The sequence below is a fragment of the Paraburkholderia sp. RL17-380-BIE-A genome (assembly GCF_046028085.1).
Classification (GTDB): Bacteria; Pseudomonadota; Gammaproteobacteria; order Burkholderiales; family Burkholderiaceae; genus Paraburkholderia.
Genome location: NZ_JARESQ010000002.1, coordinates 224,631 through 246,328 on the forward strand (window position 1 = coordinate 224,631; position 21,698 = coordinate 246,328).

Genomic DNA, 21,698 nt, shown 5'->3' on the forward strand with positions numbered 1-21,698 from the left:
AACGCCCGAATAACGGACGTCTTTTCGGGGCGTTTCCTCGTCTCGAAAATGCGTCCATAATCCTTGCATTCTCCTTCGCATTCCCTACCTGCGCCGCGCCCGAAAGGGCTGCGGATGTAAGCCGATGCTACATGATCTCGTCGAGCAGTATGGGCCGGCGCTCGTGTTCGTGAACGTGCTCGCCGCCTCGATCGGGCTGCCGGTTCCGGCCATGCCCTCGCTCGTGCTGTTCGGGGCGATGGCGGCCATGCATCCCGGCTCAGTGGGCACGCAGCTGGCGCCGGTGCTCATCCTGTCGATATTCGCCACGCTGATCGGCGACAGCGCGTGGTATTTCGCCGGCCGGATGTACGGCGGCAACACGCTGAAAGCGATTTGCCGGCTGTCGCTCTCGCGTGACACCTGTGTGAAGAAGACCGAACGGTTTTTCGGCCGCTGGGGCGTGCGCGTGCTGGCCGTGGCCAAATTCGTGCCGGGCCTGTCAATCGTCTCGATTCCGATGGCGGGCGCCATGGGCACGCGCTATCGCACGTTTCTCACTTACGACAGCATCGGCGCCGCGTTGTGGTCCGGCACGGGCCTGATCATCGGTGCGTTGTTCGCGAAGCAGATCGATATGCTGTTCGCCCTGGCCGGGCGCCTCGGCCGCACCGCCGCGCTGGTCGCGGTCGCGTTGCTGCTGGCGTATGCCGCGTATCGCTGGATCCGCCGGCGCCAGCTGATTGCGAAGCTCGCGTCGGCGCGCATCGAAGTCGACGAACTGGCGGCGCTGGTGAAGGCCGGCAAGACGCCGGTGCTGTTCGACATCCGTTCGCATGAGAAACGCAAGCTCGATCCGTTCGTGATTCCGGGCTCGCAATTCGCCGACGAGCGGCAGCTCGACGAGATCGTCGCGACCTATCCGCGCGATCAAAAGTTGGTGATCTACTGTTCATGCCCGAATGAGATTTCCGCGGCATGGATGGCCAAACAATTGAACGAAGCCGGCTTCTCCGACGTGCTGCCGCTGCGCGGTGGCATGGAAGCCTGGCGCGACTCGGGCAAGCCGGTGGATTCGCTGCCCGACATGCCGCCGCCGGAAGTGGCGGTCGAGGACGTCGCGCCGAAGGCCGTGTAGCGCAAGCAGCGCAACTTGCATTTGCGCCATTCGGCGCCGCGCCGCTTCGCCTCCCGTTCGATCCGTCAATGAACACGAAGGAGCGGTTCAATGCTTTCGACTCAAGAAACTGAAGCACAACAACAAGCGGAAGGGCAACAGCAGGCCGTCGTCGCCGACGCGCCGTTTTCGTCTCTCTCGACGCGCATGCATCAGATGTTCCCCGCGCTCACCTGCGCGGAAATCGGTCGCCTGCGGCGCTTCGGCGAGATCGGTCACTGGAAGGCCGGTGAGCTGCTGTTCGAGACCGGCCACACCGGTCCCGGCATGTTCGTGCTGCTCGAAGGAAGCGTGAAGGTGTACCAGCGCGATGGCATCGGGCGTGAAGTCCTGATCGGCGAGCATGGCGCAGGGCATTTTCTTGCCGAAGTCGGTCAATTGTCGGGACGGCCCGCGCTGGTCAACGGCATGGCGCTCAGTTCGGTGGAGGCATTGCTGATTCCACCAGAAGGACTGCGCGCATTGATCGTCGCCGAAGCGGAACTCGGCGAGCGCATCATGCGCGCGTTGATCCTGCGGCGCGTCTCGCTGATCGAAAAAGGCGCCGGCGGGCCGATCCTGATCGGCAGCAGTAACGACGCGCGGCTCGTCATGCTGCAAGGCTTTCTGTCGCGCAACGGCCATCCCCATTCCGTGATCGACGAACGCGACGAAGACGCGTTGCGTCTCATCGAGCAATTCGCCGCGCAAAAAGAAGACATGCCGCTGGTGATCTGCCCGGACGGCTCGGTGCTGCGTCATCCGAGCATGCCGGAACTCGCCACGTGCCTAGGCTTGCTGCCCGATCTCGACGATGCGCATGTGTACGACGTCGCGATTGTCGGCGCGGGCCCGGCTGGGCTCGCCACCGCGGTGTACGCGGCCTCCGAAGGCCTGTCGGTGATCGTGCTGGACAGCCGCGCGCCGGGCGGCCAGGCCGGCGCGAGTTCACGAATCGAAAACTATCTCGGCTTTCCGACCGGTATTTCCGGCCAGGCGCTGGCCGGCCGCGCATTCGTGCAAGCGCAGAAATTCGGCGCGCACGTCGCGATTCCGGTCAACGTGAAGGCGCTGCATTGCGCGGAGCGGCCACATCGGCTGGAACTGAAGTGCGGCGGGCATATCACGGCGCGCGCCATTGTGATTGCGAGCGGCGCGGTGTACCGGCGCCCGGCGCTCGAAGGGCTCGACCGCTTCGAAGGGCGCGGGGTCTACTACTGGGCGTCGCCCGTGGAAGCGAAGCTGTGCAAGCGCCAGGAAGTCGTGCTGGTGGGCGGCGGCAACTCGGCCGGCCAGGCGATCGTTTATCTGGCCACGCATGCGGCCAAAGTCCACGTGCTGATCCGGCGTAGTGGTTTTGAAGCCACCATGTCGCGCTATCTGATCGACCGGATCCGCTCATTGCCGAATGTGTTCGTGCATCCAAATTCGGAAATCGGCAGGCTGGATGCCGACGAAAGCGGCTTGTCGTCGGTCAGCCTGAAAAAACCGTTGCCCGATGGCACCGATCATTTCGACACGCGCCATCTGTTCCTGTTCACCGGCGCGGATCCGAATACCGACTGGTTGCGCACCTGCGGCGTGGAACTCGACGACAAGGGCTTCGTGCTGACCGGCACGAGCGTTGAAGGAGCGTCGGTCTGCGATCTCGCCACCACGGTCGAAGGCGTGTACGCGATCGGCGACGCTCGCGCCGGCTCGACGAAACGGGTGGCGGCGGCGGTCGGAGAAGGCGCCGCCGTAGTCGCTCAAATCCATCAACTACTGGCAGTGACAGCGGGCGACGCGGTCGCGCTGGGCGCCTGAAACAATCTCTCCTGAACCGCCCGCTGGCCTCGCAACCGCCGGCCGGCGGGTAACCTGCTGTTACACACCCCTTCAACTGGTTGCACCTGCCTTGCTTTCTGTCTCGTAATATTGCCGTCAGCCATTCGACAGCGAATGGCCGGCTCTTTCGACACGACAGGAGACAAGCATGATCCAACGCGCGATCCTTTTCGCCGCCTTCGGCCTTGCCGCCGCCTGCGCCTCGACTGCCGCCTCGGCCAGGGTGGACGTCGGCGTCTTCGTCAACACGCCGGGACCCGTGTATGCAGCGCCGCCGGTCTATGCGCCACCGCCGGTCGTGTACGCGCCGCAACCGGCCTATGGCTACGGCTACGGCTACCGGGACGACGACTACCGCGGTCGCCGCTGGCATCACGATCATGGTCGGCACCGCGGCTGGGACCGGCATCACGGCCGCGGCTGGTGACAACATGGTTGGGCGCTTCACGCTACAGTAGCGGCTGCTGATTCAGGCCGGACCGGATGTCCGCCACCATCGCACTCACTCACTGATCGAAGCCCGCGTGAAGACCCTTCCGCTTTCCGCCGCCCGCACCTTGCATCTGGCCGCGCAAGGTTTGCTGACGCCGCCGCGCCGCAAGGCCGTCAAAGCCGACGTGCTCGACGCGATTCGCCGCATGGCGCAATTGCAGATCGACACGATCCACGTCGTCGCGCGCAGCCCTTATCTGGTGTTGTTCAGCCGGCTCGGCACCTATCCGCAGCAATGGCTCGACGAGCATCTCGCCGAAGGCAAGCTGTTCGAGTACTGGTCGCATGAAGCCTGTTTCGTGCCGACCGAAGACTACGGCCTGCTGCGCCATCGCATGCTCGATCCGAGCGGCATGGGTTGGAAATACGCGGCCGAGTGGCACAAGAAGCATCGCAAGGACATTGAGAAGCTGCTCGCCCATATTCGCGCGACCGGTCCGGTCCGCTCCGCGGATTTCGCCCGCGAGGCGGGCAAGGGCAACGGCTGGTGGGACTGGAAGCCGGAGAAACGCCATCTGGAAGTGCTGTTCGCGATCGGGCAACTGATGGTGGCCGAGCGGCGCAATTTCCATCGCGTCTACGATCTGGCCGAACGCGTGCTGCCCGACTGGGACGACGCACGCGATCTGCCGCCGGCGCACATCGTGACCGAAGAAGTGTTACGCCGCACCTGCCGTGCGCTCGGCGTGGCGCGCGCCGATTGGGTCGCCGATTACTACCGCTTGCCGCGCCGCCCCTACCGCGACGAACTGCATGCGCTCGCCGAGCAGGGCGAGCTGATTCCGGTGCGCGTGGAAGGCTGGAAGCAGGACACGTTCGTTCATCACGACTTCGCCGCGATACTCGACGACGCCGCGAGCGGCAAGCTCGCGTCGACTGTCACCACGGTGTTGTCGCCGTTCGATCCGGTCGTGTGGGATCGCAAGCGCGCCGCTGCGCTGTTCGACTTCGACTATGCGATCGAATGCTATACGCCCGCCGCGAAGCGCAAATATGGTTACTTCGTGTTGCCGCTGCTGAGCCGCGGGCGTCTGGTCGGCCGCGTGGATGCGAAAGCGCATCGGACCCAAGGCGTGTTCGAACTGAAGTCGTTGCACATCGAACCGGGTGTGCGGCTGAGCGCCCGTCTTGCCGGCGATCTGCGCCGCGCCTTGCAACGCTGCGCGGATTGGCACGGCACGCCGCAACTGGAAATCACTGCCGCGCCGCCGGAATGGCTCGAAGCGCTAAGCGTCGACGACGCCCCGCAAGAAGAAGTCCGCTCGCGAGCCGGCGCGGTCGCCTGAATGCGAGATCAGCGCCGCGCTCAATGCAGCGCCGCCCATGCCAGCGACAAGGAAAACACGCCGAGCACGATCGAAGCGCCGCGCTGTACCTTCACCGGATTCAGCCAGGTGAGCTTGCCGCTGCCAAGCGCGGCACCGAACGCGATCCAGGCGAGCGCGATCGGCACCAACAGGCACGCGAACATCAGCATCGCAAACGCGTAGGCCGGCAGCTGCGCGAAGGCGATAGCCGGAAAGATCGTGCCGGCGAACAACAAGCCCTTAGGATTAAGCAGCGTCGCCACGAACAGCGTGCGCATGCCGTTCGCGCGCTGCGCCGAATCGGGCAACGCCACCGCCGCACGCCACATGTCGACGGCGAGGTAGGCAATGTACAAGCCAGCCGCCACGCGCAGCAGCGAGGGCAACCACGGCAGCGCATGGGCGGCCTGGGCGAGGAAATGTCCCCAGACGGAGATCGAGATGAAATAGCCGCCCAGTTCGGCTGCGATCAGCGGCAGCGAGCGCTGCACGCCCTGGCGCAAGCCGGCTGCCGCAAGCAGCGTATTGGTGGGGCCAGGCGTAATCAGCACGACGACAATGCCGACGGCCAGTAGCGCGATAGCAGACGCAGAGAGCATAAAAAAGGACGCAGTGTTGGAAACAGTGCGCCCTTTTTATCATAGACAGCCGTCCCGCCGAAATGTAGCGGCTCGATGCGGTGGGAATCGAACGGCGATTCGCCGCCGCGTTATTCCGCCACACCGGGCGATCACTTGGAAATCACCTGACAATGGCAACGCCCGCGCCAGATCGGCCAGCATGCCGATGCGAATCGCGCCGCCCGCAGACGCCGCGCCATCGCCTTTAGTGATCCAGCTTCGCGCGTAATTCGCGCGCGGCTTCCAGCAATCCTTCGTAACCCGAACGTGCGTGCTCCGGCAAATCGGGGTCGCCGACAAACGTACCGAGCGTTTCGATCAGGCTATACAGAATGCCCTTCGCGGCACCCGATGCAATGCTGCCCGAAGATACCTGCTGATCCACGTGAGTGAGCGCTGCGTCGAGGTGCTCCAGGTCCGGCCGGTCGCCCGTGGGCGGTTTGGGCGTTACGTCTTGCGTCATGATGAAACTTCGCTCCTGTTGATGCATCGGTGAACAAGCCATCTTTTCACGTTGTTATATACCGATCGTGCGTTGCCGTCTATTCGTGATCAGAGCGAATGCGACTGACGTTAAGGCGTCGATCGATAAATCAGAAATTTCGCGCGGACGCTGTCGTGTTCGAGGAGGACGGCGCCCGCTCAGCTTGACCTATTCGCCGATTTCACGCGTGTTGAGTCGCGGCAGCCTGCGCGGCCGCCGCGGCCGCCTCCGCCACGGCGACGGCAGGCGACACGATCGACGGCTGCCCCGTCTGCCGGCGCGAGCGGCCCGAACTGAGGTAGTCCGCAATCGAATCCTGTGTGACTTCGCCGACGTAACGGCCGTCGCCGTCCAGCACCGGCATCCATGACGAATTGAACTGGTACATCTTGGACAGCACGATGCGCAGATGCTCGTCCGCGCCGACCGTCGCCTTGAACGCGCTCAGATGGTCGCCGCACACGCCTTCGCCCGCACGCGCCGCGCGGCGCGTCACATAACCGAGCGCCTGCTGGTTTCCGTCGACGATGGTCAGATAGCGGCTGTCGTTGTCGTCCATCATCTGGAACGCACGCGAGACCGGCGTATCGGCGCGCGCGGTCTCCGGCTGGGTGGCGGCGTCGCCGGCTTTCACCAGCAAGAGGCGCTTCAACGTGCTGTCCTGACCGACGAACGCACCGACGAACTCGTCGCGTGGATGCGCGAGCAGCGTATCCGGATGGTCGTACTGCACCAGTTGGCCACGGCGGAACACGGCGACGCGGTCGCCGAGCTTGATCGCCTCGTCGATGTCGTGGCTCACCATGATCACCGTCTTGTTCAGTTGGCGCTGCATCTGGAAGAACTCGTTCTGAATCGACTCGCGATTGATCGGGTCGACTGCGCCGAACGGCTCGTCCATTAGCAGCACGGGCGGATCGGCGGCCAATGCGCGAATCACGCCGATGCGCTGCTGCTGACCACCCGACAGCTCGCGCGGATAACGCTTCAGATACTGCTTCGGATCGAGCGCCACCATCGACATCAACTCCGTGGCCCGCTCGCGGCAACGCTTCTTGTCCCAACCGAGCAGGCGCGGCACGACGGTGATGTTCTCTTCGATCGTCATGTTGGGGAACAGGCCGATCTGCTGGATCACGTAGCCGATGTGGCGGCGCAATTCGACTTCATTCAAACCCGAAGTGTCTTCACCGTTGATCAGCACGCGCCCTGAGGTCGGCGCGATCAGACGGTTGATCATCTTCAGCGTGGTGGTCTTGCCGCAGCCCGACGGGCCGAGAAATACGCAGATTTCGCCTTCGCCCACCGTGAGGCTCACCGAGTCGACCGCCTTCACCTGCTGGCCGTCCTTTTGCGTAAACGTCTTGGTCAGTTTGTCGAGTTCGATCATGTCTTTTGTACTCCCTTCGGGGTCAGCAAGCGTTGCAGCGCCTGCAGCAGCAGGTCGGCGACGATCGCGAGCAAGCTCACGAGCACGGCGCCCACCAACAGTTTCATCATGTTGCTTTGGCCAATCGCGCGGATGATCAGCGTGCCGAGACCGCCCGCGCCGATCACCGCGGCAATCGTCATCACGCCGATGTTCATCACCACCGCCGTGCGCACACCGCCGAGAATCACCGGCACGGCGAGCGGCAAATCGACGAGGCGCAGCCGCTGCCACACCGTCATGCCGATGCCGATACCCGCTTCCTTGATGCCGGCGTCGACGTTGCGTAGCGCGAGGTAGGTGTTGCGCATGATCGGCAGCAGCGAATAGAGAAACACTGCGGTAATCGCCGGCACCGCGCCGATGCCCTGGCCAAAGCGCGAGAACACGGGAATCATCAAGCCGAAGAGCGCAATGGACGGCAAGGTCAGCACCACCGTCGCAATGCTCAGCAGCGGCGCGGCGAGCCATTCGTGCCGATTGATCAGGATACCCAGGGGTACGCCGACAACAATCGCGCAGCCCACCGCGATCCCCACCAGCCACACGTGTTGCGCCGTGAGTTGCAGTAATTCAGGCCAGTTGGCCGATAGATAGTCGAATACAGTCATCGTGAGGTTCTCCGCTCAGGGCAGCTTGTGCGTGCGCAGGAATTCCGCCGCGACCTCGCGCACCGGTTTGCCGTCGACGTCGACCTGCTTGTTCATCTCGAGCATGGTGTCGTTGTTCAGCGCGTCGGACAACGCGTTCAACTGCGGCGCGAGTTGCGGGTTCTGGTCGAGCGTCGCTTTGCGCACCACCGGCGTGGCGTTGTACGCGGGGAAGTAGTGGCGATCGTCTTCGAGCGGCACGATGTTGAAGCCCTTCACCCGGCCGTCCGTCGTGTAGATCAACCCGATCGGCACCTGGTTGTTATGCAGCGCCGTGTAGACGAGGCCCGGATCCATCTGCCGCGTTTCCTCGCGGCTGAATTGCATGCCGTAGGCGGCTTCGAGCGGCTTCAGGCCGTCCGGACGATTGGCGAACTCCGCGTCCATGGCGAACACGTGCTTCTTTTTCGGCTCCGCCGCCATCTTCGCGGCGAGTTGCGAAATCGTGCGGATACCGGTTTGCTGCGCCACCTGTTGCGGCAAGCCGAGCGCGTATGTGTTGTTCAACGGCGAGCAATCGAGCCAGACGAGGCCACGTTTCGCGTCCAGCGCTTTCACGCGTTCATACATGGTCTTCGGATCGAGCTTTTCGGTGATCTTGTTGTAGACGATCGCGGCCGTGCCCGTGTATTCCCACGTGATATCGACCTGTCCGTTCTCCTGCGCGCTGCGCAACAGCGTGCTGCCGAGACCGGTGCGCGCATCGATCGTGTAGCCCTTCGCGCGCAGGTATTGCGACGTGATCTCGGTAAGAACGTATTGCTCAGTGAAGTTTTTTCCACCGAGCACGAGCGTTGCCGCGCTAGCGTGAAGGCTCGTGAAGAGCAAAGCACCGGCCGCGATCCAGCGGCCGCGTTTGAACAGATCGATCATGCCGTCACCCCGCGCCGTGCGAGCAGGTAGCGGCTGCCGGCCGAGACGATGCCGTCCAGCACCAGCGCGAGAATCGCGGTGGCCGCCGCGCCGAGCAGAAGCTGCTGCTGGTTGTTCAGGTAGATGCCCGGGAAAATCAGCGTGCCGAGACTATCCGCGCCGATCAGATAGGCGAGCGGCGCGCTGCCTACGTTGATCGCCAGCGCAGTGCGCACGCCGCCGACGATAATCGGCATCGCGTTGGGCAACTCCACGCGCAACAGCGATTGCCAGCCTGTCATGCCGAGCCCGCGCGCCGCCTCGCGCAGCGCGGGCGACACGTTCTTCATGCCTTCGTAGGCATTGCGTGTGATAGGCAGCAACGACGCGAGAAACAGCGCGACCAGCGCCGGTATATCGCCAATGCCGAAGATGCCGAGCGCGATGGCCAGCACGGCCAGCGAGGGAATCGTGTTGCCGATGTTGAAAATCTGCATGAAGCGTTCGGCGTGACGCGCGAACGACGGGCGGCTGAGCAACACACCGGCGGGGATGCCGACCAGCAGCGCAAGAACCATGGAATAGCCGACGAGCAACAGATGCCGCTTCGTGTAATAGACCAGATCAGGGGCGTACTGATGCAGCGCAGCGGGGTCGATCGCGCGACCCAGCAACGCGATGACAATACCGATGGCTACAAGACTGCCGATCAGTCTGGCAGGACGATGAATCATGAAGATGCGCCTCCTTGTTCGAGCGACGCGCGCAAACAGCCACGCCGCACAGGCGTCGTGACGACGCTGCGAATGGGAAGTTCGGGACGCGGCACATGCCGCGAGGTGAACCGAGGGGTGCCAAGGCGTTTGTGTTTGCCCGGCGCGAGGGCGGGGTGAATTCGCCTTCGGTGGCGAACCAGTCAGCAAAACTGGTGCCAGATCCATCGATGATTTGGACAGCGGCGTCGAGCCGCTTGTCCGACGGAGGTTTGGGGCCTCCTTTGAGTGCCGGTTCGCACCGGCGCTAGGGCGTTTGCAAAGTGTTGCCAGTTTGCACTCAACCCCTTCCAACTTAGCCTATTTGGCTGCTATCTCGCGATTAGGATGCAACGATTATAAGTGCGTTGGGCGGATCCGTCTACCCATGTGGTTAATGCGGAGGCGCTGGCGGCGTTCGCACGCCTCCATTTCCGGCTGTACTCGGGGTCCCGAATAAGCTCACCAATGCGCTGACCGACCGCGTCATTAGCTCCCGAAAACGCTCACCTCAAACGCCGGCGGGTGCGCAGACGACCGTTGGGAATTTCACCTTTGAGCGAACGGATCAATGCGACGCCGGCCCCCTGCCAGGATGCCCGTCAGGAGGTTCGCACCCGTCGCACGAAGATGCGCCGCGTAAGGTCGAATGCCACCAGATTGCCGGCGACCACCAGCAACAGGCCGACCACGGCTAGCGCCGACCACTGATAACCTTCGAATACCGTCGATACCGCCAGCGCCACGATCGGGAACAACACCGTGCAGTAAGCCGCACGCTCGGGTCCAATGCGCCCGACCAGCATCAGGTAAGCCGTAAAGCCGATCACCGAGCCAAAAATGGCGAGATAGGCGAGCGCGCCGAGGTAACGCGCGGACGGTTCGACCGCGAACGAGAAACCTGCCAATACGCTTCCCACCGTCAAGACGCTGGCGCCGATCATCATCGCCCAGCTATTGGTGGCGAAAGGGTGCAAGCCCATCGATTGCATGCGGCTCGACAGCAGGTTGCCGGCCGAAAAGCACAGCGTGCCGAGAAACGCGATTCCCAGACCGAACCATGCCGCGTGATCACCGAGGTGTCCGGTCATCTGCTGCACGAACAGACACACGATGCCAACGAGCCCGAGCAACGCCCCGGCAATTGCAGTGGGTTGCAAAGGCCGGCCCATGAACAGCCGACCGTTGATCGAATTCAGCAGCGGCGCGGTGGAAAACACCACCGCCACGAGGCCGCTCGGCACGACCTGTTCGGCGTAGTAAAAGCACAGAAAGTTAAGGCAGAAGAGCGCCAACCCTTGCGCGACCAGAAATCGCCACGCGGCGCGCGGCGGCCAGATCGGCCGGCGCATGATACGCAGCAAAGCGAACAGCACCAGTGCGGCGATCCAGAAACGCCAGGCAATCGACACCGGCGGCGGTACGGCCCCCAGTTGCCATTTGATTGCGATCCACGTGGTGCCCCAGATCAGAACGGTGGCGACATACAGCGAAAGATTCATGGCCAAGCCTGCAACAGCGAATACGGGAACTCACTATGCCGCACCCCCGTCGGTTGCACTTGTCCAAAATTGCGCATTTTCCGGCAGCGGCAAGCCGCCTCGCGCGGGTCGCCGTATACTGACGCTCATTCAGTCAAGACAAGTTTCCGCCCGTTTCGTGAACACCAGACCGCCCGCCACCGCGACCCACTCCGCCGAAACGCCGTTTGGCCTTCAGTCGGTGTGTCACACGCTGAGCAGCGCCAACGCCAATCTGGACCGTTTCGCGTGGCTCGGCGACCGGCTGGCCATCGCCGTCTGGACGCGCGACACGGAAGAAGCCGAAACCATCTACGAACGCCCCGGCCATCACACGCTGTCGTGCTACCTGGATGGCGGTTATCGCACCGAGCGCCAGAAAATGCCCGGGCATTACGGCGCGCCGTCGCGACTCTGCGCACTGCCCGGTGACCACGAGTCACGCTGGTGGGTACGTGGCCACATGCATTTCATGCATCTGTACTTCCTGCCGGAGCATTTCACCCAGCGCGCCGTTCAGGAGCTCGATCGCGAGCCGCGCGAACTGACCCTCGCCGACCGCACGTATTTCGAAGACGCGCGCATCGCCAGTCTGTGTCAATCGCTGGCGAATGAGGACTGGCAAGATCCTGACGGCTTGCTGCGCACCAATGAGACCGCCCATCAGGTGCTCAGTCTGCTGTAGCGCGCCCAAGGCGTGCGCCGCACGGATGCGTCGCTCAAAGGCGGGCTGTCGGTTGCGACTCGCCGGCGGCTGCGCGACTATATTGAAAGCCATCTGGCGCAGACGCTCACGCTCGGCGAGCTTGCCGGCGTCGCGGCGTTGTCGGAATTTCATCTTGCGCGCATGTTCCGCACTTCGTTCGGACTGCCACCCGCCGCGTGGATCGCGCAGCAGCGGCTCGAACGCGCGCGTACTTTATTACGGACTACGACGCTGCCGCTCGCGCAGGTCGCCGAACAATGCGGCTATGCGAATGCCAGCCATTTCAGCCACCGGTTCCGCGAGAGTGTAGGCGTGGCGCCGACCGCGTATCGGCAGGCGGTTGCCGGCTGAATGCGGAAAGACGGCATGTCCCGCGCTACGCGCCGTTATTGCAACGCCATTGCCAGCAAGCGTGCCACGTGGATCGCCTCGACGCCCGCACCGTCGTGAATCTGATGCCGGCAACTCGTGCCGTCCGCGACCATGAGCGTGTTGTCGTCCATCTTGCGCACCGCCGGCAGCAGCGATAGCTCCGCCATCGCCTGAGACGTCGTGTAGTGCTCGGCTTCATAGCCGAAACTGCCCGCCATGCCGCAGCACGACGATTCCACCGTCGACACCTTCAACTCAGGAATCCATTTCAATACCGTCTGCACGGGCGTAAAGGCGTCGAAGGCCTTTTGATGGCAGTGGCCATGCACCAGCGCCTGCTGTTTGGCCAACGGCTTCAGCGCAAGCTGCAAACGTCCGGCTTCGTTCTCGCGCACCAGAAACTCTTCGAACAGAAACGCCTGTTGCGAGAGCCGCCGCGCTTCGTCGCCGAAACCGTAGTGCAGAAACTCGTCGCGCAACGACAGCAAGCATGACGGCTCCAGTCCGACGATCGGCACACCGCGCTCCACGAACGGCTTGAACAGATCGAGCATGCGCCGCGCTTCCTGCCTCGCTTCATCGACGAGACCCGCCGCGAGGAACGTGCGGCCGCAACATACGGGCCGCTCGCCATGGCGCTGATTGAAGTGCACCGTGTAGCCGGCGGCTTCCAGCACTTGCTGCGCAGCGCGCGCGTTGTCCGGCTCCATGTTGTTGTTGAACGTATCGACAAAGAGCAGCACCTCTTTCAGCGCGGCGCCGCGAGTCGCCTTGGCCGGCACCGCACTAGCCAGAAACGACTTCTGAAAGCGCGGCAAGCTCCGCTCGGGCGCGAAACCCACGGACCGCTTGAACCACGCCGACAGCACCGGCACGTTGTCGGCCAGCGCCATCAAACCCGGAAAGCGGCTCGCCGTCGACGCGTAACGCGGCATGAAAGCCACCAGCCTGTCACGCAAACGCAGTCCGTGATGCTTGACGCGCGCGGCCCGCGCCTCGATCTTGAACTTCGCCATATCGACGCCCGTCGGACAATCGCGCTTGCAGCCCTTGCAGGACACGCACAGATCGAGCGTGTCCTTGACGTCGTCGCTGGCGAGGCCCGCTTCGCCGAGTTGACCGGAAATCGCGAGACGCAAGGTATTCGCACGGCCGCGTGTGAGGTGCTGTTCGTCTTTCGTCACGCGATAGCTCGGGCACATGGTGCCCGCGTCGAACTTGCGGCAGTGGCCGTTGTTGTTGCACATCTCCACGGCCTTCGCGAGCCCGCCGGACAGATCGTTACCGGTGCCGGGCAGCGTCTCCCGTCCGGTCAGCGGGTCGCGTTCGACATTCCATGCCGACCAGTCGAGCGCCGTGTCGATGCGCTGCTCCTTGTAGCCTGGCGCGAAGCGGAAATTGCCAGCGTCGTCCATTTTCGGCGGACGCACGATCTTGTCGGGATTGAAGCGGTTATCCGGATCGAACAGCATCTTGATTTCGGTGAACGCCTGATTCAGGCGCGGCCCGTATTGCCATGCGACCCATTCGCCGCGGCACAATCCGTCGCCATGTTCGCCGGAATACGCGCCCTTGTACTCGCGCACGAGCGCCGCCGCTTCGTCGGCGATGGCGCGCATTTTCTGCGCGCCGTCGCGCCGCATGTCGAGAATCGGCCGCACGTGCAGCGTGCCGACGCTCGCATGCGCGTACCAGGTGCCCTCCGTGCCGTGCCGATGGAACACCTCGGTCAAACGGCTCGTGTATTCGGCCAGATGTTCGAGCGGCACCGCGCAATCTTCAATGAAAGACACCGGCTTGCCGTCGCCCTTCATGCTCATCATGATATTGAGCCCGGCCTTGCGGACTTCCCACAACGCTTTCTGTTCGTTCGCGTCCGGCATCTCGACGACCGAATCGGGCAAGCCGAGGTCGGCCATCAGTTCCGTGAGTTGTTTGAGCGACGCGAGTTGCGCTTCGCGGTCCTCGCCCGCGAACTCGACCAGTAGAATGGCCTGCGGCTCGCCGACCAGCGCCTTGCCGATCACCGGACGAAACGCCGGATTGCTCATCGCCAGATCGATCATCGTGCGATCGACCAGTTCCACCGCCACCGGCTTGAGCTTGACGATGTGCTGCGTCAGATCCATCGACTGCCAGAAAGTCGGGAAGTTGACCACACCGAGCGTTTTATGCAATGGCAGCGGCGCAAGCCTGAGCGTGAGTTGCCGGCTGAACGCGAGCGTACCCTCCGAGCCGACCAGCAGATGCGCGAGATTCGCGATGCCGTCGTCGGTATAAGCGCGTGGGTTCTGGCAATCGAACAAGTCGATGTTGTAGCCCGCCACGCGTCGCAAGACCTTCGGCACGCGCGTCACGATTTCGTCGTGCTCGCGCTCGGCGATCTGCTTCACGCCCGCGAGTATCTGCTGCAAGCGCGCGCCTTGCGGCGCGTCGCGCAACGAGCCGAAATGGGCTTCGCTGCCGTCCGCGAGAATCGCGTCGATCGCGTCGACGTTGTGCACCATGTTGCCGTATTCGATCGAGCGCGAGCCGCACGAGTTGTTGCCGGCCATGCCGCCGATCGTGCATTGCGCGGCCGTCGACACATCCACCGGAAACCATAGACCGTAGGGCTTGAGCCAGGCGTTCAGGTGGTCCAGCACGACGCCCGGCTCGACCGTCACCGTGCGCGCTTCGGCGTCGAACGCGACGATATTGTTCAACCACTTGCTCGTATCGATCACCAGCGCTTCGCCGACCGTCTGGCCGCATTGGCTCGTGCCCGCGCCGCGCGCGAGGAGCGGCACCTTCTCGCTGCGCGCGATTTCCAGCGCGATGCGCAAATCGTCCTGGTCGCGCGGCACCACCACGCCGATCGGCGTGATCTGATAGATCGACGCGTCGGTCGCGTAACGGCCGCGGCTCGCCGCATCGAACAACACGTCGCCGCGCAGCGATTTGCGCAGATGCTGCGCGAGCGGACTCGTCAGACGCGCGGCGGAAGGGACCAGATGGATCGGCTTGACGAGTAGAGCGGATGTGGGGTTCGGCATATCGTCGCCCTATGGCAATAACACGGGAAGCGGCTAGTAGAGCGTGAGGCTGACCGGCGCGAGCCCTTCAATGCGCCCGCTTGCCGTGCCCGCGTTCTTCGGGAAGAACATGCCGGTGTACGAACCAGTCGTGACGACCATGGCCGGCGTCACGGCAATGCCGCGCGACGTGGCGTGATTGACGAGCCACGTCAACAGACGCCGCGGATCGCCGGCCGGGTTGGCAGGCGTGCTTTGCACCACATCGTGCCCGTCGAAACTGAAACGCAGCGACGGCGCCACGAACGGAAAGTCCTCGCGATACGGTGTGAATTCGCCCACGATCAACGCGCCATGGTTCTGCAGATCCGCGAGTTGTGCGAGCTTGTCGACCGAGGGCCACGCCACGTAGCGGCTCGACACGATTTCAATGGTCGCGCCGATCGAACCAATGCTTGCCCGCACCTCGTCCTCGCTATACGGCGTGGTGGACGGTTCGAAGCTGCGTCCGAAGCGAAATGCGATTTCCAGTTCGAGCCCCAGCGGCGCGAAAACTTCACGCGGCAGACGCGCGCCGTCGGCATGCAAGTCGAGGTCGGGCAACGGCGCCCCTTGGATCGGACCGCTGTCGGACTTCGCGCCGATCTTCCAGCCGGCGATCCGCGCGCCGCATGCGTCCAGGATTTCGTGCTGGATTGCGTAGGCTGCCGCGGCATCGGCGGGCGTGTGCTCCGGCGACAACGTGTCGAGCGTGGCGTGATTGCGGCGTGCGTCGGCAAGAAGCCGGCTGAGTGCTGTCATCATGTCGTCAAAGGCAAAGAGAGAGGGAACGGTGCGGTGTGCTCAAACGCCCATGCTAGTGGGAACTTGAGCCTTGTCGCCGGCGTTGAGCGCGAACTTGCTTTCCGGCTGCATGCGGAACGCCAGCACCACGCCGATCGCCATCAACAGCATGCTGCCGACGAACGGCAATTCCCAACTGCCGAAGTAGTCGATCAGAAAGCCGCCGACCACTGGCGAGATAATCGCGGCCAATGCCGAGCCGGTATTCATCATGCCGCTCGCCGTGCCCGAGAATTCCGGCGCGATGTCCATCGGAATCGCCCACATCGGACCGATTGTCATTTCGGCGAAGAAGAAGCCGGATGCGAGACAGGCCATCGACAGATACAGGCTGTGCGTGAACATCAGCGGAATCAGCGAGAGCAGGCAGAAGAACATGCAGACCGACACCATCCAGCTGCGTGCGCGTTTCAGGCTGCCGGTGCGCGTGAAGATCCAGTCGGTCACGATGCCGCCGAGCGTGTCGCCGATCACGCCGGCGAAGAACACCACCGAAGCGAAGATGGCCGACTTCTGCAATTGCAGGTGATAGCTGTGCAGAAAGTATTGGGGAATCCAGCTCAGGAACAGCCACAGCGTCCAGCCGTAGCAGAAGTACACGATCGTGACCGGCCACATGCGGCGAAACAGTTTGCCCCACGGCACACCAGCGGCTTTCGGCTTCGGCGCGGGCAGCACGGCGAGTTCGTCGGTCGTGATACGCGGGTGGTCTTTCGGATGTTCGGTAAAGGTAATGGCCCACACGGCGACCCACAACAGGCTGAACACGCCGCAGATATAGAACGATTCACGCCAGCCCCAGGTCGCCATCACGAGCACGATCAGGCCAGGCGCTACCGCATTGCCGATTCGCGACGCCGCATGCGTGATGCCCTGCGCGAAGCCGCGTTTTTCCTTGGCAACCCAGCGGGCCATCGCGGAGGTGGCGGCCGGAAACGTCGCGCCTTCGCCGAAGCCGAGCAGCACGCGCGCAGCCAGCAGCGAAACCAGACCGCCGGCAAAGCCGGTCAGCAAGGTCGCGACGCCCCAGATGGCCCCGCAAAAAATCAGCGTGCGTTTCGCGCCGAAACGATCGCTGACCCATCCGCCGATGATCTGAAAGATCAGATACGGATATGCGAAGGCCGAGAACACCAGGCCGACTTCCGTATGCGAGAGATGGAATTCCTTGCCGAAACCCGCCGCCGCGGTGCTGACGTTGACGCGGTCGAGGTAGGTGATGAAGTACATGATGCATAGCATCACTAGAACGATACTGGTCGCACTGGTCACACGAAACCGCTTCATCGTCTCTCTCCATTGCATGTGTTGACGGCGGGCCTGATATGGCGCGCTGCGTCTCGGCCCGTCGGCGTTTTGCTCCGCGGGCCCATCGCATGTTGTTCGGACCGCTTTCTATGCGCGGCTTCTTGAGGGAAGGGCAGCATGCCTTCCCTATCTCTGCGAGTCGCTGGTCGCGCGCAATACTCAGGCCGCGGCTTTCAGGCCTTGCGTCTTGATCGGCTGGCTCAACCATTCCATAGCGGCAGGCAAGCCACTTTCCTTGAGGGGCACGCCCGCGAGCCGCAGCCCCATCTCGCAACCGGCAAGCGTGGCCAGCAGCATCAGGTCATTGCAGTCGCCGAGATGGCCGATGCGGAACATGCGTCCTTTCATCTTGCCGAGACCCGTGCCGAGCGACATGTCGAAGCGTTCATAGATGAGTTTGCGCACCGCATCGGCGTCGATACCGTCGGGCATCATCACGCCCGTGAGCACTGGGCTATACACCGACGGATCGGCGCACTGAATCTCCAGGCCCCATGCGCGCACCGCGCGACGCGTCGCTTCGGCGAGACGTTCGTGACGGGCGAACACGTTGTCGAGCCCTTCGCCGAGAATCATTTCGAGCGCTTCGTTAAGGCCGTAAAGCAGGTTCGTGTTCGGTGTGTACGGCCAGTAGCCCGTCTTGTTCATCTCGACGATGTCGCTCCAGTCCCAGAAGCTGCGCGGCAGTTTTGCCTGCTTGCTGGCGGCCATGGCCTTCGGCGAGATCGCGTTGAAGCTGATGCCCGGCGGCAGCATCAAACCCTTTTGCGAGCCCGAGACGGTAACGTCGACGCCCCATTCGTCATGACGGTAGTCGGCGCACGCGAGGCCCGAGATCGTGTCGACCAGCAGCAAGGCCGGGTGACCCGCAGCGTCGATTGCGCGACGCACGGCGGCGATGTCGGAGGTCACGCCGGTCGACGTTTCGTTGTGCACCACGCACACCGCTTTGATGGTGTGTTGTGTGTCGGCGCGCAGGCGCTCCTCGATCATTTGCGGCTGTACGCCGCGACGCCAACCTTCAATGCCCGGCAGGCCGAGAAACTCCGGCTTCAGCCCAAGGCTTTCCGCCATCTTTTTCCACAGCGTGGCGAAGTGGCCGGTTTCGAACATCAGTACGTGATCGCCGGGGCTCAACGTGTTCGACAGCGCCGCTTCCCAGGCGCCCGTGCCCGAGGCCGGGTAAATCACCACGGGCTGCTGCGTCTTGAAGATTTTCTTGATGCCGTCGAGTACCGCGAGACCCAATTCGCCGAACTCCGGGCCGCGATGGTCGATGGTCGGATAGCTCATCGCCCGGAGGATACGGTCGGGCACCGGGCTCGGACCCGGGATCTGCAAAAAGTGACGGCCAGCGGGGTGAAAGTCTAATTTGAGCATTGGGCTCCTCCGATTGAATTTTGCATTCAAAAAACTATATCAGACGATCTTCAGCGACCCAAGGCGAAAGTTGGTCGTCGACACCGGTGTTTACCCGCGCCGTTAACTAATCTTTCAGCTTCCTATAAAATCTCGCCTAATGAGATGTGGAGGGCTTTTGTATGCAAAATTCGAATTTCGAGGCGGGCATCTCCCCGTCGCCTCTCATGCCGAAGGTCGAGCGGCAGCGCTTGCACGATACGGTGGTGGAGCACATTCGCGGCTTTATCGTCGAAGGCGTGCTGGAGCCGGGCAAGAAACTGAACGAGCGCGAGCTGTGCGAAACGCTCGGCATTTCGCGCACGCCGTTGCGCGAGGCGCTGAAGGTGTTGGCCGCCGAAGGGCTGATCGAGATTTCGCCGAATCGCGGCGCGTCCGTGTCGAAGATGTCGGAGGCCGAGTTGCGCGAGACCTTCGAGTTGATGAGTGGTCTCGAGGCTTTTTCGGGCGAGTTGGCGGCTGAGCGGATGACGGCGGCCGAACTCGCCGAGATCAAGGCGCTGCATTACGCCATGCTCGCGTGCCGAACGCAAAATGATCTGGCGGGGTACTACAGCAGAAATCAGGCGATTCACGACAAGATTAACGAGGCGGCCAGGAATTCAGCACTGCGGCAGACTTATGTCTCGGTGAATCGACGCTTGCAGGCGCTCAGGTTCAGGTCGAACTTCCAGGTTCCGAAATGGGATAGGGCGATTCACGACCACGACGAAATGCTCAAGGCGCTCGAGGCGCGCGACGGGAAGAAGCTGAGCGCGATTCTCCGGCAGCATCTGCTTGATAAGCGCGATGCGGTTTTGCAGGTGCAATCGCAGGAAGCGGCGGCGGGGGGGTTGAAGGTTTGAGGCGGGGCGGGTTGAGCTAAGGCACCTAAGCGGTGTTTGCCGTTGATCGACCCGACCGTGTTCGCGTTGTTCGTGACGCTCGACTTCTGGTCGGTCGTGGCGAGCTTGTTGGTGCCGACCGCGATAGTCAGCCCGCTTGTCCCCAGACCCGTGCGCTTTTCGTGATAGCGGCAGCGCCGGGCACTTGGCCAGTTACTCCTCTGGTGACGCGTCAAGGGGGTGTTGCGTGACGTTTAAACGCTTTTTGACTTCAGGCCGCCCCTCCGCGATCACGTTAAGCATTGCTACGCCGAGCTGCCGCGCTAACTCGTCGTCAAATTCGAACTCATCGTCGTCCACAAAGAATGGTACTTCCATACACTCGGCCAGAAGCGGAGCCACCCTAGCTGACTCAACAATTTGCATGATCAACTGTTGTGGATTCTCGACGTAGGTCACAACCATTGAATACGGCGGACGTTTAAGCATCAATACCCCCTGCATTGTTGATATCTCTCAAAAGCGTTCGCCAAGCATAGAGCCTAGTTTCGCTTCCCTCTTGGTCCGGCCAAGAGACGGCATCCGTCTCTATCGTTTTCATACTGAGCATAGCATTCGGCTTCATGAGTTTCCCTACCGCCGCATTTAACGAATCCACGATCACCTCCCTTGAACAGGCCGCTGTAAAGCGTTGACCGCTTCGCAGAACTCGTCAAATATGGGATAGGGCGATTCACGACCACGACGAAATGCTCAAGGCGCTCGAGGCGCGTGACGGGAAGAAGCTGAGCGCGATTCTCCGGCAGCATCTGCTTGATAAGCGCGATGCGGTTTTGCAGGTGCAATCGCAGGAGGCGGCGGCGGGGGGTTGAAGGTTTGAGGCGGGGCGGGTTGAGCTAAGGCACCTAAGCGGTGTTTGGCCGATGCGATGTTCCCGGTCAGGTGGCCGATCAGCGACGAGCCCGTCGCACCTGCAACGGCGTCGCTAAGTTCTTTGTCTGCGGCGCAAGGAGCGAAGACATACCCGCACCGGCAGCGCCGCCAATCGTGCTGAACGCACTGCGGCTGCCAAGGCAACCAATTCACCACACCGCCAGTCGCGTGCAGTTCGGCACGCGAATCACCTCCTTCGCGCCAATTGTTGTAGTCAACCAGCGCGGCGACCATGCCTTCTGTATCGCCCCTATCCTTGGCAGCCTGCAGCGCAGTAACCGCGTCCCCGCTCTTTTCAGGTGCAGAGCAGAGTCTATTTCTCTAAGCAGAGTCTATTTCTCTAAGGCTCGGTTCTCATTGTCTCCATCAAGTTAGTCGATCGGATCCTCTGTAAGACTCATGTATTGGTTAAGCTCAGGCTGCCCCAATGCAATCAGCGTAAGCATCGCTGCCCCAAGCCTTCGCGCGAACGCATCGTCAAGCTTGAACCTATGCTCGTCCAGCAGAATCGGCACCTCGAACGTCCCGGCCACGACCGGTGCCAATCTGCTTCGCTCAACCGCTTGCACTGCAAACTGTTGACGATCTTCGATGTAGGTCAGGACTATGGAAAACGGTCTATTTTTTTCCATTAATATCCTCTGCATTTTTGATAGATTTGAAATGCCTTCTCTTTACACAGCGCGATTGCCCGCGCGCCGCCCATATGACGAGCAACCGAATTGCACATAGTCATCTGAGCATCATACTGTGCGAAGCATGCTGTTTCGTGATCTTCCCGGCCACCGCACTTCACTAATCCGCCGTCGCCGGTTCCAGATTTGAAAAGAGCGCTGTAAAGCGTTGACCGCTTCGCAGAACTCGTCAAATCCGGCACGAGCGAAGGATAGGGAACCTGCGCCTGATCGCTCAGCATCAACTCGGTGGTTTCGCGCCATGCCGGCAGTGTTTCGCCCAGTTCCTGGCCGAATAGCTTACCTGTCGGCAACGCCTTCCAGGCCATGTAGCATTCGACGCAGATATCAGGCACAAATGCTGGAGCATCCGACTGGAGTCCTGTCAGGTTCGCAGGTGGCGCAACCGGGTCGTTCCCGAGTTCCCAGTTCGTCAGCCAGACACCCAGTTCGGCATCATTGCCAACGCAAGCTGTAGGAACCTTTAACAAAAATCGTCAGATAGGGTTGAGCCAAGGCTCAAGAACTGGCGCACCG

The 21,698-nt window shown here is 62.4% G+C and carries 19 protein-coding genes and 2 pseudogenes; 7 read left to right on the top strand and 14 right to left on the bottom strand.

Translation table 11 applies throughout. The features are described 5' to 3' along the window. Positions 1-124: 124 nt before the first annotated feature. The 4 genes from P0D68_RS03780 (at position 125) to P0D68_RS03795 (ending at position 4,740) form a co-directional block, all read left to right on the top strand. Complete coding sequence (locus P0D68_RS03780; RefSeq protein ID WP_091805204.1) at positions 125-1,117, top strand: DedA family protein/thiosulfate sulfurtransferase GlpE; 993 nt, start codon at positions 125-127, stop codon at positions 1,115-1,117. 90 nt (positions 1,118-1,207) lie between these two features. After that, positions 1,208-2,941, top strand: coding sequence for an FAD-dependent oxidoreductase (locus tag P0D68_RS03785; protein WP_408294597.1), 1,734 nt, complete (start codon positions 1,208-1,210; stop codon positions 2,939-2,941). A 169-nt stretch (positions 2,942-3,110) separates the two neighbouring features. After that, positions 3,111-3,389 carry a hypothetical protein gene (locus P0D68_RS03790; RefSeq protein WP_408294600.1) on the top strand — a complete coding sequence of 93 codons (279 nt, stop codon included), beginning with the start codon at positions 3,111-3,113 and terminating at the stop codon, positions 3,387-3,389. A 97-nt stretch (positions 3,390-3,486) separates the two neighbouring features. Next, entirely contained in the window at positions 3,487-4,740 is a 1,254-nt protein-coding gene (locus P0D68_RS03795; protein ID WP_408294603.1) for a winged helix-turn-helix domain-containing protein, read from the top strand. 20 nt (positions 4,741-4,760) lie between these two features. On the opposite strand, the gene P0D68_RS03800 is transcribed toward P0D68_RS03795, so the two are convergent. The 7 genes from P0D68_RS03800 to P0D68_RS03830 form a co-directional block, all read right to left on the bottom strand. Next, positions 4,761-5,360 (bottom strand): LysE family translocator, encoded by a 600-nt coding sequence (locus P0D68_RS03800; RefSeq protein WP_408294606.1) that lies wholly within the window; start codon positions 5,358-5,360, stop codon positions 4,761-4,763. 226 nt (positions 5,361-5,586) lie between these two features. Then, positions 5,587-5,844 carry a hypothetical protein gene (locus P0D68_RS03805; RefSeq protein ID WP_091809029.1) on the bottom strand — a complete coding sequence of 86 codons (258 nt, stop codon included), beginning with the start codon at positions 5,842-5,844 and terminating at the stop codon, positions 5,587-5,589. Positions 5,845-6,046: 202 nt separating this feature from the next. Continuing rightward, the gene (locus P0D68_RS03810; protein WP_091805223.1) at positions 6,047-7,255 is read right to left on the bottom strand and encodes an osmoprotectant ABC transporter ATP-binding protein OsmV; all 1,209 of its coding nucleotides are present in this window, start codon (positions 7,253-7,255) and stop codon (positions 6,047-6,049) included. After that, entirely contained in the window at positions 7,252-7,905 is a 654-nt protein-coding gene (locus tag P0D68_RS03815; protein ID WP_121320045.1) for an ABC transporter permease, read from the bottom strand. Before P0D68_RS03815 ends, P0D68_RS03810 begins: the two co-directional genes overlap by 4 nt. A 15-nt stretch (positions 7,906-7,920) precedes the next feature. Next, positions 7,921-8,817 carry a glycine betaine ABC transporter substrate-binding protein gene (locus P0D68_RS03820; RefSeq protein WP_091805229.1) on the bottom strand — a complete coding sequence of 299 codons (897 nt, stop codon included), beginning with the start codon at positions 8,815-8,817 and terminating at the stop codon, positions 7,921-7,923. Continuing rightward, positions 8,814-9,530: an ABC transporter permease gene (locus P0D68_RS03825; protein WP_091805232.1), complete on the bottom strand. Its 717-nt coding sequence runs from the start codon at positions 9,528-9,530 to the stop codon at positions 8,814-8,816. The genes P0D68_RS03820 and P0D68_RS03825 overlap by 4 nt, the downstream gene beginning before the upstream one ends. Positions 9,531-10,150: 620 nt before the next feature. Next, positions 10,151-11,050, bottom strand: a complete 900-nt coding sequence (locus P0D68_RS03830) for a DMT family transporter (RefSeq protein WP_408185038.1) — start codon at positions 11,048-11,050, stop codon at positions 10,151-10,153. Between the two features lie 157 nt (positions 11,051-11,207). Between P0D68_RS03830 and P0D68_RS03835 the strand changes: the two are divergent. Then, positions 11,208-12,125 (top strand): annotated as a pseudogene (locus P0D68_RS03835) (helix-turn-helix domain-containing protein). A 35-nt stretch (positions 12,126-12,160) separates the two neighbouring features. On the opposite strand, the gene P0D68_RS03840 reads toward P0D68_RS03835, so the two are convergent. From P0D68_RS03840 to P0D68_RS03855, 4 genes are all read right to left on the bottom strand, one after another. Beyond that, positions 12,161-15,181, bottom strand: coding sequence for an FAD-binding and (Fe-S)-binding domain-containing protein (locus P0D68_RS03840; RefSeq protein WP_408294612.1), 3,021 nt, complete (start codon positions 15,179-15,181; stop codon positions 12,161-12,163). A gap of 33 nt (positions 15,182-15,214) precedes the next feature. Next, complete coding sequence (locus P0D68_RS03845; protein ID WP_408294615.1) at positions 15,215-15,964, bottom strand: 2-keto-4-pentenoate hydratase; 750 nt, start codon at positions 15,962-15,964, stop codon at positions 15,215-15,217. Between the two features lie 39 nt (positions 15,965-16,003). Further along, on the bottom strand, positions 16,004-17,290 hold the full coding sequence (locus tag P0D68_RS03850; protein WP_091805248.1) for an MFS transporter: 1,287 nt from the start codon (positions 17,288-17,290) through the stop codon (positions 16,004-16,006). 180 nt (positions 17,291-17,470) lie between these two features. Continuing rightward, on the bottom strand, positions 17,471-18,691 hold the full coding sequence (locus P0D68_RS03855) for a pyridoxal-phosphate-dependent aminotransferase family protein (RefSeq protein WP_408185034.1): 1,221 nt from the start codon (positions 18,689-18,691) through the stop codon (positions 17,471-17,473). 161 nt (positions 18,692-18,852) lie between these two features. Here P0D68_RS03855 and P0D68_RS03860 point away from each other — a divergent pair, with 161 nt between their 5' ends. After that, positions 18,853-19,575, top strand: coding sequence for a GntR family transcriptional regulator (locus P0D68_RS03860; protein WP_408294620.1), 723 nt, complete (start codon positions 18,853-18,855; stop codon positions 19,573-19,575). Between the two features lie 192 nt (positions 19,576-19,767). On the opposite strand, the gene P0D68_RS03865 is transcribed toward P0D68_RS03860, so the two are convergent. Continuing rightward, a complete protein-coding gene (locus tag P0D68_RS03865) occupies positions 19,768-20,043 on the bottom strand; it encodes a hypothetical protein (protein ID WP_408294623.1) in 276 nt (91 codons plus the stop codon). A gap of 230 nt (positions 20,044-20,273) precedes the next feature. Here P0D68_RS03865 and P0D68_RS03870 point away from each other — a divergent pair. Beyond that, a pseudogene (locus tag P0D68_RS03870) lies at positions 20,274-20,426 on the top strand (GntR family transcriptional regulator); the annotation flags it as partial. Positions 20,427-20,858: 432 nt separating this feature from the next. Here P0D68_RS03870 and P0D68_RS03875 read toward each other — a convergent pair. After that, positions 20,859-21,119 (bottom strand): hypothetical protein, encoded by a 261-nt coding sequence (locus P0D68_RS03875; protein WP_091805257.1) that lies wholly within the window; start codon positions 21,117-21,119, stop codon positions 20,859-20,861. Then, a complete protein-coding gene (locus tag P0D68_RS03880; RefSeq protein WP_286162147.1) occupies positions 21,119-21,652 on the bottom strand; it encodes a hypothetical protein in 534 nt (177 codons plus the stop codon). Before P0D68_RS03880 ends, P0D68_RS03875 begins: the two co-directional genes overlap by 1 nt. Between the last annotated feature and the right edge of the window lie 46 nt (positions 21,653-21,698).

Excerpts from the sequence above, each read along its gene's own strand:
- P0D68_RS03780 (WP_091805204.1), top strand. The coding sequence starts at position 125 with ATGCTACATGATCTCGTCGAGCAGTATGGGCCGGCGCTCGTGTTCGTG.
- P0D68_RS03785 (WP_408294597.1), top strand. The coding sequence starts at position 1,208 with ATGCTTTCGACTCAAGAAACTGAAGCACAACAACAAGCGGAAGGGCAA.
- P0D68_RS03790 (WP_408294600.1), top strand. The coding sequence starts at position 3,111 with ATGATCCAACGCGCGATCCTTTTCGCCGCCTTCGGCCTTGCCGCCGCC.
- P0D68_RS03800 (WP_408294606.1), bottom strand. The coding sequence starts at position 5,360 with ATGCTCTCTGCGTCTGCTATCGCGCTACTGGCCGTCGGCATTGTCGTC.
- P0D68_RS03805 (WP_091809029.1), bottom strand. The coding sequence starts at position 5,844 with ATGACGCAAGACGTAACGCCCAAACCGCCCACGGGCGACCGGCCGGAC.
- P0D68_RS03810 (WP_091805223.1), bottom strand. The coding sequence starts at position 7,255 with ATGATCGAACTCGACAAACTGACCAAGACGTTTACGCAAAAGGACGGC.
- P0D68_RS03815 (WP_121320045.1), bottom strand. The coding sequence starts at position 7,905 with ATGACTGTATTCGACTATCTATCGGCCAACTGGCCTGAATTACTGCAA.
- P0D68_RS03820 (WP_091805229.1), bottom strand. The coding sequence starts at position 8,817 with ATGATCGATCTGTTCAAACGCGGCCGCTGGATCGCGGCCGGTGCTTTG.
- P0D68_RS03825 (WP_091805232.1), bottom strand. The coding sequence starts at position 9,530 with ATGATTCATCGTCCTGCCAGACTGATCGGCAGTCTTGTAGCCATCGGT.
- P0D68_RS03830 (WP_408185038.1), bottom strand. The coding sequence starts at position 11,050 with ATGAATCTTTCGCTGTATGTCGCCACCGTTCTGATCTGGGGCACCACG.
- P0D68_RS03840 (WP_408294612.1), bottom strand. The coding sequence starts at position 15,181 with ATGCCGAACCCCACATCCGCTCTACTCGTCAAGCCGATCCATCTGGTC.
- P0D68_RS03845 (WP_408294615.1), bottom strand. The coding sequence starts at position 15,964 with ATGATGACAGCACTCAGCCGGCTTCTTGCCGACGCACGCCGCAATCAC.
- P0D68_RS03850 (WP_091805248.1), bottom strand. The coding sequence starts at position 17,290 with ATGAAGCGGTTTCGTGTGACCAGTGCGACCAGTATCGTTCTAGTGATG.
- P0D68_RS03855 (WP_408185034.1), bottom strand. The coding sequence starts at position 18,691 with ATGCTCAAATTAGACTTTCACCCCGCTGGCCGTCACTTTTTGCAGATC.
- P0D68_RS03860 (WP_408294620.1), top strand. The coding sequence starts at position 18,853 with ATGCAAAATTCGAATTTCGAGGCGGGCATCTCCCCGTCGCCTCTCATG.
- P0D68_RS03865 (WP_408294623.1), bottom strand. The coding sequence starts at position 20,043 with ATGCTTAAACGTCCGCCGTATTCAATGGTTGTGACCTACGTCGAGAAT.
- P0D68_RS03875 (WP_091805257.1), bottom strand. The coding sequence starts at position 21,119 with ATGGAAAAAAATAGACCGTTTTCCATAGTCCTGACCTACATCGAAGAT.